General features: G+C 70.1%; 11 protein-coding genes and 2 pseudogenes. 5 read left to right on the top strand and 8 right to left on the bottom strand.

Translation table 11 applies throughout. The features are described 5' to 3' along the window. Positions 1 to 98: 98 nt before the first annotated feature. The 3 genes and pseudogenes from AN218_RS26730 to msrA (AN218_RS26720) all read right to left on the bottom strand — a co-directional run bounded on the left by AN218_RS26730 (position 99) and on the right by msrA (AN218_RS26720) (position 2,218). Positions 99 to 710 carry a ClpP family protease gene (locus AN218_RS26730; protein ID WP_070019670.1) on the bottom strand — a complete coding sequence of 204 codons (612 nt, stop codon included), beginning with the start codon at positions 708 to 710 and terminating at the stop codon, positions 99 to 101. Between the two features lies 1 nt (position 711). Continuing rightward, positions 712 to 1,368 (bottom strand): ATP-dependent Clp protease proteolytic subunit, encoded by a 657-nt coding sequence (locus AN218_RS26725; protein WP_070019669.1) that lies wholly within the window; start codon positions 1,366 to 1,368, stop codon positions 712 to 714. A gap of 189 nt (positions 1,369 to 1,557) precedes the next feature. Then, positions 1,558 to 2,218: pseudogene (gene msrA / locus AN218_RS26720) on the bottom strand (peptide-methionine (S)-S-oxide reductase MsrA). Between the two features lie 142 nt (positions 2,219 to 2,360). On the opposite strand from msrA (AN218_RS26720), the gene AN218_RS26715 reads away from it, so the two are divergent. Both AN218_RS26715 and AN218_RS26710 read left to right on the top strand, forming a co-directional pair. Then, positions 2,361 to 2,810, top strand: a complete 450-nt coding sequence (locus AN218_RS26715) for a TIGR03618 family F420-dependent PPOX class oxidoreductase (RefSeq protein WP_420856020.1) — start codon at positions 2,361 to 2,363, stop codon at positions 2,808 to 2,810. A gap of 80 nt (positions 2,811 to 2,890) precedes the next feature. Beyond that, complete coding sequence (locus AN218_RS26710; RefSeq protein WP_107421584.1) at positions 2,891 to 3,697, top strand: class I SAM-dependent methyltransferase; 807 nt, start codon at positions 2,891 to 2,893, stop codon at positions 3,695 to 3,697. A gap of 59 nt (positions 3,698 to 3,756) precedes the next feature. Here the strand turns inward: AN218_RS26710 and AN218_RS26705 are convergent. Together AN218_RS26705 and AN218_RS26700 are read right to left on the bottom strand one after the other, a co-directional pair. Beyond that, positions 3,757 to 5,393 (bottom strand): annotated as a pseudogene (locus AN218_RS26705) (serine/threonine-protein kinase). A gap of 199 nt (positions 5,394 to 5,592) precedes the next feature. Continuing rightward, positions 5,593 to 6,396 carry an aminoglycoside 3'-phosphotransferase gene (locus AN218_RS26700; RefSeq protein WP_079132624.1) on the bottom strand — a complete coding sequence of 268 codons (804 nt, stop codon included), beginning with the start codon at positions 6,394 to 6,396 and terminating at the stop codon, positions 5,593 to 5,595. Between the two features lie 292 nt (positions 6,397 to 6,688). Here AN218_RS26700 and AN218_RS38530 point away from each other — a divergent pair, with 292 nt between their 5' ends. After that, complete coding sequence (locus tag AN218_RS38530; protein ID WP_070019667.1) at positions 6,689 to 6,910, top strand: hypothetical protein; 222 nt, start codon at positions 6,689 to 6,691, stop codon at positions 6,908 to 6,910. 219 nt (positions 6,911 to 7,129) lie between these two features. On the opposite strand, the gene msrA (AN218_RS26690) is transcribed toward AN218_RS38530, so the two are convergent. From msrA (AN218_RS26690) to mca, 3 genes are read right to left on the bottom strand one after another with little or no spacing between them, the layout of a single operon-like run. Then, entirely contained in the window at positions 7,130 to 7,822 is a 693-nt protein-coding gene (gene msrA, locus AN218_RS26690; RefSeq protein WP_070019666.1) for a peptide-methionine (S)-S-oxide reductase MsrA, read from the bottom strand. A gap of 52 nt (positions 7,823 to 7,874) precedes the next feature. After that, positions 7,875 to 8,213 carry a hypothetical protein gene (locus AN218_RS26685; RefSeq protein WP_070019665.1) on the bottom strand — a complete coding sequence of 113 codons (339 nt, stop codon included), beginning with the start codon at positions 8,211 to 8,213 and terminating at the stop codon, positions 7,875 to 7,877. Positions 8,214 to 8,217: 4 nt separating this feature from the next. Then, positions 8,218 to 9,087, bottom strand: coding sequence for a mycothiol conjugate amidase Mca (mca, locus tag AN218_RS26680; RefSeq protein ID WP_070019664.1), 870 nt, complete (start codon positions 9,085 to 9,087; stop codon positions 8,218 to 8,220). 124 nt (positions 9,088 to 9,211) lie between these two features. Here mca and AN218_RS26675 point away from each other — a divergent pair, with 124 nt between their 5' ends. Together AN218_RS26675 and greA are read left to right on the top strand one after the other, a co-directional pair. Continuing rightward, complete coding sequence (locus AN218_RS26675; RefSeq protein WP_070019672.1) at positions 9,212 to 9,676, top strand: DUF4307 domain-containing protein; 465 nt, start codon at positions 9,212 to 9,214, stop codon at positions 9,674 to 9,676. A 144-nt stretch (positions 9,677 to 9,820) separates the two neighbouring features. Next, complete coding sequence (greA, locus tag AN218_RS26670; protein ID WP_070019663.1) at positions 9,821 to 10,318, top strand: transcription elongation factor GreA; 498 nt, start codon at positions 9,821 to 9,823, stop codon at positions 10,316 to 10,318. Positions 10,319 to 10,382 lie beyond the last annotated feature (64 nt).

Genomic DNA, 10,382 nt, shown 5'->3' with positions numbered 1-10,382 from the left:
CGCCGCCCCGTCCCGGCGACGTCCGCCTCGCCGCGTAGGCGCGCGTAGGCGCGACGTCCGCCGCGGGGACGGGAGCGGGCGCTGTCGGACCGCCCCGCTCAGGCCGCCGCGCCCGCCAACTGCCGCCTGGTGAGCACCTCGTCGGCCAGTCCGTACGCCACCGCCTCGCGCGCGGTGAAGACCTTGTCGCGGTCCATGTCCGCCCGTAGCGACGCCACGTCGTGGTTCGTGTGCCGCGCGAGGATCTCCTCCACCTCGGAGCGGATCCTGAGCATCTCCTTCGCCTGGACGCTCAGATCCGAGACGGTGCCCCGGCTGCCGCCGCTCGACGGCTGCCCCAGCAGTACCCGCGCGTGCTCCAGTACGAAGCGCCGTCCCGGATCCCCGCCCGCCAGCAGTACGGCGGCGGTCGAGGCGGCCTGACCCACGCAGAACGTCGAGACGGGCGCACCGACGAACGTCATCGTGTCGTAGATGGCGGTCAGCGAAGTGAAGGAGCCGCCGGGGGAGTTGATGTAGATCGAGATCTCCCGCTCCGGCGCCGAGGACTCCAAGTGCAGGAGCTGTGCGATGACGACGTTGGCCACGCCGTCGTCGATCTCCGTCCCCAGGAAGATCACACGCTCGGCGAGCAGACTGCTGTAGATGTCGAACGCGCGCTCCCCGCCCGGTGTGCGCTCGACGACGGTCGGAATCGTGTACTGACTCATCTCAGAGACCCACCCTCCGCTTCGAGGCGGCCGGCCGGACGTCGTCCAGCGAGCTCACCACCCGGTCGACCATCCCGTACTCCAGGGCCTGTTCGGCCGTGAACCAGCGGTCGCGGTCGCCGTCCCGCGAGATCGTCTCCTCGCTCTGGCCGGTGTGCTCGGCGGTGATCCGCTCGATGGACTTCTTCATGTACTCGAGGTTCTCGGCCTGGATCGCGATGTCCGCCGCCGCGCCGCCGATGCCCGCGGACGGCTGGTGCATCATGATCCGCGAGTTGGGCAGCGCGAAGCGCTTGCCGCTCGCGCCCACCGTGACGAGGAACTGCCCCATGCTGGCGGCGAATCCCATGGCGAGCGTCGAGACGTCGTTGGGGATCAGCCGCATCGTGTCGTAGATGGCGAGCCCCGCCGTGACCGATCCGCCGGGGCTGTTGACGCACAGGCTGATGTCGGTACGCGGGTCCTCGGCCGAGAGCAGCAGCAACTGCGCGCAGACACGGTGCGCGGAGACGTCGTCGACCTGGCTGGCGAGGAAGACGATGCGCTGGTTGAGGAGTTGTGCGGCGAGATGGTCGTCGAAGCGGGACGGAGGGGTGTCCCCCTCCTCTTCGGCGCGCGGGGGCGCCGCCTGCTGCGGTGCGATGACGAGTGGCGACATCGGGCCTCCAGATCGTGGTGCGTGCGGCGCGGCGGTGTCCGCCGCGCTCACTTCACTGTTGGCCCACGGGGGCGGTCGCTGCGCGCTTCTCGCCCTGCAGCAGATCTGCCCAGGGCAGAGGCGGCCGAGGGATGAGGGCGCCAGCCGAGGGCGAGGGCGAGGGCGAGGGCGAGTACGGGGGTGAGGGCGTCAGGGGCGGCCGGCTCCCGGCCGGGGAAGCCTGATCCCCGTACCGCCCGCACCGCAGTAGCCCCCCCGGGTTCTTCTCCAGATACTGCTGGTGCCGCGCCTCGGCGGCGTAGAAGGGGAAGTCCGCCGCGGGCAGGATCTCGGTGGTGATGTCGCCGAACCCCGCGTCGTACAGGGCCTGTTGGCAGCTCTCGCGGGTCTTCTCCGCGAGGGCGTGCTGCGCGGGGGAGTGGGTGAAGATCAGCGAGCGGCAGTGCGTGCCGACGTCGTTGCCCTGCCGGAAGCCCTGTGTGGGGTCGTGGGACTCCCAGAAGAGCGTGAGCAGCTCCTCGTACGTGACCCGGGCCGGGTCGAAGACCACCCGTACCGTCTCGGCGTGCCCCGTACGGCCCCCGGGGATCTCCTCGGTGATGGGGTTCGGTGTGCTGCCGCCCTGGAATCCCGCCACCGTCGTCCACACCCCGCCGGTCCGCCAGAAGCGCCGCTCGGCGCCCCAGAAGCAGCCGAGCGCGAAGGACGCGATGTCGTAGCCCTCCGGGTACGGGCCGGAGAGCGGCGTCCCGAGCACGGCGTGCAGCTCGGGTACGGAGTGCATCGGCTCGCTGCGCCCGGGCAGCGCCTCCTCGGGCGTGGGCAGCCGCCTGTCGAAGTCCCCGAACATGGCTCTCCGTTCTGCGCCTGTTGTGCGGACGCGCTGCGCGCGGGTCGGCCTCCGTACGGCACACCCGTCGTACGGCATACCCGCGAGCGCGCCGCCATGTGCCGCCGTACGGAGGGGAGTTCGCTGAACCAAGCTGGGCAGGATGGTGCGGACGCACGACAAGGGGGAGGACACAGGGATGCAGGAGATCACCGAGGACGTACGGGAGCGGCTGACGGCAGCCGCCGTCTGGTTCGTGGCGACCACCAGCCCGGACGGGTCGCCGCACGTCAGCCCCATGTGGGTCGGCGTGGACGGGGACACCCCGTGGTTCAACACCTCGGTGGGCAGGGTCAAGGAGCGCAATCTGCGCCACGATCCGCGAGTCTGCCTCTCCCACCACGCCGACCCGTTCGACCGCGTCCAGATCCACGCCCGCGTCGCCCACTTCGTCGAAGGCGCCCAGGCGGAACGGGACTTGGACCGGCTCGCGCACAAGTACCTTGGCACGCCCTTCGCATGGCTGGTCCCGGGCGAGGAGCGCGTGACGGTACTGCTCGAACCGCTGCGCGTCCGCCACATCGTCGGCGTCGAGCCGCTCGGCAGGGGGTGACCGGACCGCCGACGGCAACTGCGCGTCCCCGCGCGGAAATCCATGTGCGGAACGGGATGGCCGACCCCTACGGTCACCGCATGACCGACTCGGACTGGCTCCGGATCAACCGTGAGAACTGGGACGACAGGGTGCGCATCCACGCCCTCAGCGAGTTCTACGACCTGCCCGGCTTCCGCGCCGGCGGCTCCACGCTGCGTACGGTCGAGGTCGACGAAGTCGGCGACGTGTCCGGCAAGTCCCTGCTCCATCTCCAGTGCCACATGGGCCAGGACACTCTGTCGTGGGCGCGCCGCGGAGCCGACGTCACCGGACTCGACTTCTCGGCCGACGCGATCCGCACGGCCCGCGGACTGGCCGAGGACGTCGGCGTCGCGGACCGCGCCAGGTTCGTCGTCGCAGACGTCTACGACGCACCCGCCGCACTGGACGGGCAGCGCTTCGACATCGTCTACACCGGGCTCGGGGCCCTGGTGTGGCTGCCGGATCTGTTCCGCTGGGCCCGAGTGGTTTCGTCGCTGCTGGAGGACGGCGGCTTCCTCTACCTTGCGGAGTTCCACCCGTTGACGGAACTCCTCGGCGAGGACGGCAGAAGCGTGGAGCACGACTACTTCGAACCCGGCGGCCGGCCGGAGGACTTCCCGTACACCTACACCGACGGCCCGCAGCTCACCAAGACCGCCTCGGTCCAGTGGCAGCACCCGCTCGGTGAGGTGGTGACCGCACTGGCCTCGGCGGGCCTGCGCATCGAGTTCCTGCACGAGCACCCCACCACTCTCTTCCGGCGCTACCCGGTGCTGGAGCCGGACGAGGGGGAGTGGCGCTTCCCTCCCGGCCATCCGCGCATCCCGCTGATGTATTCCCTCCGCGCGACCAGGACGGCCTGAGCGAACGGGACCGTCCGCCCGTCACAGACCCCGTGGCAGACCCGGGTCACCGACTCCCGTCACAGACCGTCGATGACCAGCGAGTCCGCCGCGCCGCGGAAGGTGTCCTTGCCCTTACCGGCGTTGTCCGGCGTCGTGGTCACCTTCAGCTTCCAGGCGACGTGGCCCTTGACGTAGACGCGCTCGAACCGGCGGTGCGGCGCGTTCGGGTACTGCCAGTCCTGGTACTTGGTGAAGACGTCCGCGGCCTGCCCGTCCTCCCCCGTGTTCTCCTCGACGTTGGCGGTGACCTCCTCCATGGTCTGCCGGTCGTCTTTGTATCCGCCCTCGTCGTACGACTTCTTCTGGCTGTTGGCCTCCTTGAGAGCGGTGTCCTGGACGTCGTTCCGCTCGCGTACGAGGTCGACGGTGACGTGGGACGACTCGTCGGTGTAGACGATGTGGTCGTCGGCGGCGCTGCGCTTGTAGTCGGGCGGCAGTCCCACGGTGGCGCCCACCAGCGCCTTGTCGTTCTCGTTCCGCTTCCAGCCGTCCGGCAGCCGGTCCGCGCCCAGGTAGACGATCAGCGACACCGCCGTCGCCGCCGCGACCAGGACGGCCACGGTGCCGTACCGCCAGCGGCGGCTGCTGCGCAGCCGCTTCCCGAAGTTCCTTGCGGCGGGCAGGAGTCGGCTGCCCAAGGGCACCGTCACGATCTTCGTCTGCTGGGGCGGCCGCGCCGCCTCTTCCAGCAGTTCGCGGACGCGGGCCGCGTTCGGACGCCGGCCGGGGTCCTTCGCGAGCAACTGGTTGATCGCGTCCGCCAGTTGGCCCTTCGCGGAAGCGGGTGCCGCGGGCGTCGTGTTGAGCACCGACTGCAGCGTGGCGGGGGTGTTGTTGCGCCGGAACGGCGAGACGCCCTCCGTGGCCGCGTACAGCACGACGCCCAGCGACCACAGGTCGCTCGCCGGACCGGGCCGCTGACCGAGCACGCGCTCCGGGGCGACGAACTCGGGCGAACCGACGAACGCGCCGGTATCCGTCAGAGACGTCTCGCCCTCGATCTGCGCGATCCCGAAGTCCGTGAGAATCACCCGGTCGTAGCGGCCGAGCATGATGTTGTCCGGCTTCACGTCGCGGTGCAGGATGCCCGACTCGTGCGCGGCGTCGAGGGCGTTCAGTACGTGCAGACCTATGCGCGCCGTCTCACGCGAGTCGAGGGTCCCTTCCTGCAGTACGTCGGCCAGCGAGCGTCCCTGTACGAACTCCATGACGATCCACGGCTGGCCGTCCTCGACGGCCACATCGTGGACGTTGACGACGGCCGGGTGGTCGAGCCGCGCGGCGGCCTTCGCCTCACGGCGCATCCGCTCGAAGGCGTTGGCGCGCTCCCGCTCCGGAAGATGGTCCGGGAGCCGCGGCTCCTTGACGGCCACCTCCCGGTCCACCGTCTCGTCCTTGGCCCGCCACACGGTGCCCATCCCGCCGTACCCGAGCTTTGCCAGCAACCGGTACCGGCCCGCTATCAGCCGACCGCGCCCGGGTCCGGCTGCGTCTGCCGCTGCGGCGCGGGCTGAGCGGGAGGCATCTGATACGTCGGCACATCCTGCTGCGGGGTGTGCTGGGCGTGCGGCGCCTGCGGCGCCTGCGCGGCGTTCTGAGGCTCCTGAAGGTGATAACTCGTCGGCTCGTACGGCCGTCCCCCGTCGTTGGTCATGGCCACGTATCCTCCCAAAGCGCACGGCGGGATCACCACCGGGGGTGGCCGGAAGATGCCGTGCTGTGACACGAGGTCAGTTGCAGGCGCGGACGGGGTGAGTGGTGTGCCCTACGCGATGGTCGCTGCCGACGGCGCCGACTCAAGTCGGGGCGGGGAATGGGGTGTTGACGGCCTTGCCGTCGCTTGTCCGGCCGTCTCAGTCCGACAGTTCCCACAGCAGCCGGTAGTACGTGATCCGCTCCGGGTCCGCCTCGATGCCGTAGGCGTCGAGCAGTGGTTCTTCCCATCCCGGGCCGTAGTTCCACTGGGTGCTCCACGTCGCGACGGCCAAGTCGGCCCAGCGGTCGGCGACGCCGAGCGCACCGAGGTCGACGTGCCCACTGCACTCGCCGTCGTCGCCGATCAGGGTGTTGGGAGCGCAGGCGTCGCCGTGGCAGACGACGAGCCCGTCGGCCGGCGGCGGGGCGGCGAGCAGTTCGAGCGCTCGCTCGGCAGTGCCCAAGTGCCGGAAGTCCGCATGGCATTCGGCCATATCGATGTGGCCGAATGCCGCCCGCGTACGCGCCGTCTCCAGCCGTCCGCCGGCGGACCAGTCGAACGGACAGTCCCCGACGGGCAGTTGCTCGTGCATCCGCCGCAGTGCGGAGCCGACGGCGCGCACCGCAATCTCGGGCTCGCGCTTCCAGCGGTCGTCCACCGCGCTGCTACCGCGGAGCTCCGCTGTGACCATCCACGACCCCGCCGCGTCCGAGCCCTCGTCGAGCACGTGCGGCACGGTGGTGAAGTCCGCCGCCCAGCGAAGCCGTACCGCCTCCACCGACAGATCGACGCCGCTGCCCGCTGGCGCCCACTTCACGAACCGTGGCGCCTCTCCGTCGCCGATCCGGAAGGTCAAGCCGCCGAGTTCGTTCTTCCAGACGGCTTGTACCGGCCGCCCGGCCGCCAACTCCCGGACGCACTCCGGCACTTCGACCTCGCCCTGCGGCGCTGCGGCGATCACCGCCCATCCTCGACCGGCGTCCGAAGCCGCGCCTGCTGTGCCATGTGACGCTCACGCGCCCCCAGTTGAGATTCGCGCATCGGCCCCGGACTCGGCGAGAGGGACGGACGGTGACGAAGCGCGGTGGGCAATTCAGACGATGTGGTGCCGTGTCGGCCGGAGGCGATCACAGGACGTGGCAGGTCCCGCCACGGAGCGGTGAGGTGGGTGGGAGCGGAGTGTCGCTGTGGTCGGCGCCCGTCGGTTCCCGGGGGGACCACTCAGGGCTCAGGCAGCGCATACTGAACTCACGATGACGAAATCACCCGCGCCACGACGACACCTGCCCACAAGCCCCTTCAGAGCTCCGGCCGATCCGTTGGTCAAGCATTTCGCGCTGGGAGACCGGGTATCGCACGACCGACACGGCCTCGGAAGGATCATCGGAGTCGAGGACGGTATCGCGATGCTCGTCGACTTCGGTTCTCTCCGGGCCCGGATCGTCAGCCCGTACGCGGGAATGGACAAGCTCTGACGTCATGACCGGCCCCGTCGGGCTCTGTCCGGGGCGCTGCCCCGTGCAGTGCCCGACCGGGACCGTCGACCGACACGACGGCATCCGGACCCCGGCCGCCGACTCCCGTACGCACTCCGGCACTTCGACCTCGCCGTGGGGCGCTGCGGCGGAGGCACTACGGCGATCACCGCGCATCCTCGACCGGCGTCCGGGGCCGTACAGGGCCGGGCCACGTGCTCAGCCGTCCGCAGACGCCACCCCGATCGGGCAGCTCACGCCCGTCCCCCCGATCCCGCAGTACCCCGCCGGGTTCTTGTCCAGGTACTGCTGGTGGTAGCCCTCCGCCGGGTAGAAGGGGCGGGGTTCGGCGGGGAGGATCTCCGTGGTGATCTCGCCGTGGCCCGCCCGGGCGAGGACCTTCTGGTAGGCGTCGCGGGAGGACTCGGCCGCCGTCTGCTGGGAGGCGGTCTCCGCGCCGTCCCGCGGAGCCGTGGCGTGCGTGAAGATCGCCGAACGGTACTGCGTACCCGTGTCGTTGCCCTGGCGGAAGCCCTGCGTGGGGTCGTGGGACTCCCAGAAGAGCTTGAGCAGGGACTCGTACGAGATCCGCGCCGGGTCGTAGACGACGCGCACCGTCTCGGTGTGGCCGGTCAGGCCGGAGCAGACCTCTTCGTACGTCGGGTTCGGGGTGTGCCCGCCCTGGTAGCCGACGAGCGTCGTCCAGACGCCGTCCGCCTTCCAGAAGATCCGCTCCGCCCCCCAGAAGCAGCCCATCGCGAAGTCCGCGACCTCCAGGCCCTCCGGATAGGGGCCGAGCAGCGGGTTGCCGAGGACGGTGTGGCGCTCGGGCACGCTGAACTCGCGCTCGGCGCGGCCCGGAAGGGCCTCGTCCGCGGTCGGGAGATGGTTCTTGTGGCTGCTGAACAGCATGGCGAACTCCCGTCGTACGTACTGATGTAATCGGTGTGCTCGGTGTGGCCGCTCAGGCGCCGGGCCGGGAGCCGGTGCCGCTCCCGGACGCGGTGGACGAGGAACCCGGGGAGGCCCCGGGCGAGGCGGAGGCGGCGCTGTCGTCGCTCGTGCGCCTCTCGCCCCCGTCCGCGCCGGCCCGTTCCGCCGGATCGCCCGCGCGCGGATCCTCCTCGAAGTCGACCTTGTCCATGTGCCGGTGCATCGACTTCATCAGCATCCACAGCGCCACGCCCATCACGGCGAAGACGATGAAGCCGAGGACGCCGGGCGTCACCTTGTTCTCGTCCAGGTCCTTCGCCAGCGGAAGGACCTGGGCGGCGGCGGTCTGGGCCGGACTCGTCAGGGTCATGCCTTCAATTGTCGCGGATGCCCGCGAAGAGGTCGTCCTCGGGTAGCGAGGTGTCCACGAGCGACTTCGCGAGCTCGTACTCCTCCGTCGGCCAGACCTCCCGCTGGAACTCCAGCGGTACGCGGAACCAGCCGCCGTCGGGATCGATCTGGGTGGCGTGTGCGATGAGCGCCTTGTCGCGGATCTCGAAGAAGTCGCCGCACGGCACGTACGTCGTCAGCTCGCGCTCGCGCCCCATCGACTTCCACCGCTCCAGCCACTCCCCGTACGGGGAGTCCAGCCCGCGCTCCAGCATCGCCTTGTGCAGGGCCTCGGTGCGGGGGCGGTTGAAGCCCTGGTTGTAGTAGATCTTCTGCGGCTGCCAGACGGGCCCGGCCTCCGGATAGCGCTCCGGGTCGCCCGCGGCGTCGAAGGCGGCCATCGAGACCTTGTGGGTCATGATGTGGTCCGGGTGGGGATAGCCGCCGTTCTCGTCGTACGTCGTCATCACATGCGGCCGGAAGTCCCGGATGAGGCGTACGAGCGCCCCCGCGGCGACGTCCACCTCCTGGAGCGCGAAGCAGCCCTCGGGCAGCGGGGGCAGCGGATCGCCCTCCGGCAGGCCGGAGTCGACGAAGCCGAGCCAGGCCTGCTTGACGCCGAGGATCTCGCGCGCCTCGTCCATCTCCTTCTTGCGGACCTCGTGGATGTGCTCCTCGATGTAGGCGTCGCCCTGGAGCTTGGGGTTGAGGATGGAGCCGCGTTCGCCTCCTGTGCAGGTCGCGACCAGCACGTCCACCCCCTCGGACACGTACTTGGCCATCGTGGCCGCACCCTTGCTCGACTCGTCGTCGGGGTGCGCGTGTACGGCCATCAGTCGTAGCTGCTCAGTCAAGACTCGGTCCTCGTCAACTCGTCATGGCGGGCGACACCTATAGTGACCGAATCGGGAAGCCGATGTATTCCCGATTCCCGACCCCCTCGATTGCCCCCTCGAAGCGACGAAAGTGGACGCGGCCATGGTTGACGTGCGATCCGCGGACGGCGGGCGCCGTGAGTCCGCCGCCGGCGCGGTGCCGGCGGGCCGGTACGGGAACGCCTCGGGGGGTGCCGCGCGCGACGCCCGCGCGGACCGGCGGCTGAAGATCGTCGGCGCCGTGCTGGGGGTGCTGGCCCTCGCCGGGATCGCGTGGTTCGGCGTCGACTACATCGCGGGCCAGTCGGTGAGCGGTCAGGTGATCAAGTTCAAGGTGGTCTCCGGTCGTACGGTGGAAGTGCACCTGGAAGTCCGGAAGGACGCCGGCGCGGAGGGCGTCTGCACGATCCGCGCGCGCGCCGCCGACGGCGGCGAGGTCGGTCGCAAGGACGTGACCGTACGGGGCGGAGCGGAGCAGGTGGACACGGTGGCCTCGCTGCGGACCACGAGGCGTGCCACGAGCGCGGAGCTGATGGGCTGCGGACCGGCGAAAACGGACGGTCACTGAGGCGGTCGGCAGGGCCCGCGCGGACCTTCGTCCTTCTTCCGTTTTCCACCTGAATTGTTAGGCTCGTAGTTTCCGCCCCGGCCTGAAGGCGCAGCCTTCCTGGCAGGGCGATGCTTTTATTCCCAGTACCGACGAGGAGCACCTGTGACCCAGACCAGCGACAACGTCACCTGGCTTACCCAGGAGGCGTACGACCAGCTCAAGGCCGAGCTGGAGTACCTGTCGGGTCCTGCACGTACCGAGATCTCCAAGAAGATCGAGGCAGCTCGCGAAGAGGGCGACCTCCGCGAGAACGGCGGGTACCACGCGGCCAAGGAGGAGCAGGGCAAGCAGGAGCTGCGCGTACGGCAGCTCGAACAACTGCTGGAGAACGCCAAGGTCGGCGAGGCTCCCGCGGACACGGGGGTCGTGGCGCCCGGAATGGTCGTGACCATCGCCTTCGACGGTGACGAGGACGACACGGTGACCTTCCTGCTCGCCTCGCGCGAGTACGCCAGCTCCGAGATCGAGACGTACTCGCCGCAGTCCCCGCTGGGCAGCGGCGTGAACGGCAAGAAGGTCGGTACGGACGCCGAGTACGAGCTGCCGAACGGGAAGATGGCGTCGGTGAAGATCCTGGAGGCGAAGCCGTACCAGGGCTGAGCGGGTCCCGGGCACGCGGCCGTCGGTGCCGCGCGCGGGGCGGAGAAGCAAGCGGAGACGAACG

It is taken from the genome of Streptomyces nanshensis (genome assembly GCF_001751255.1).
In the GTDB taxonomy this organism is placed as follows: Bacteria; Actinomycetota; Actinomycetes; order Streptomycetales; family Streptomycetaceae; genus Streptomyces; species Streptomyces nanshensis_A.
The sequence above is the reverse complement of the archived record's forward strand: the minus strand, read 5'-3'. Positions and strand labels throughout refer to the sequence as shown.

Bases quoted from the DNA above. Each gene is read 5' to 3' on its own strand.
- msrA (WP_070019666.1), bottom strand. From the start codon at position 7,822: ATGCTGTTCAGCAGCCACAAGAACCATCTCCCGACCGCGGACGAGGCC.
- AN218_RS26730 (WP_070019670.1), bottom strand. From the start codon at position 710: ATGAGTCAGTACACGATTCCGACCGTCGTCGAGCGCACACCGGGCGGG.
- AN218_RS38530 (WP_070019667.1), top strand. From the start codon at position 6,689: ATGACGAAATCACCCGCGCCACGACGACACCTGCCCACAAGCCCCTTC.
- AN218_RS26685 (WP_070019665.1), bottom strand. From the start codon at position 8,213: ATGACCCTGACGAGTCCGGCCCAGACCGCCGCCGCCCAGGTCCTTCCG.
- AN218_RS26710 (WP_107421584.1), top strand. From the start codon at position 2,891: ATGACCGACTCGGACTGGCTCCGGATCAACCGTGAGAACTGGGACGAC.
- AN218_RS26715 (WP_420856020.1), top strand. From the start codon at position 2,361: ATGGTGCGGACGCACGACAAGGGGGAGGACACAGGGATGCAGGAGATC.
- AN218_RS26725 (WP_070019669.1), bottom strand. From the start codon at position 1,368: ATGTCGCCACTCGTCATCGCACCGCAGCAGGCGGCGCCCCCGCGCGCC.
- AN218_RS26675 (WP_070019672.1), top strand. From the start codon at position 9,212: ATGGTTGACGTGCGATCCGCGGACGGCGGGCGCCGTGAGTCCGCCGCC.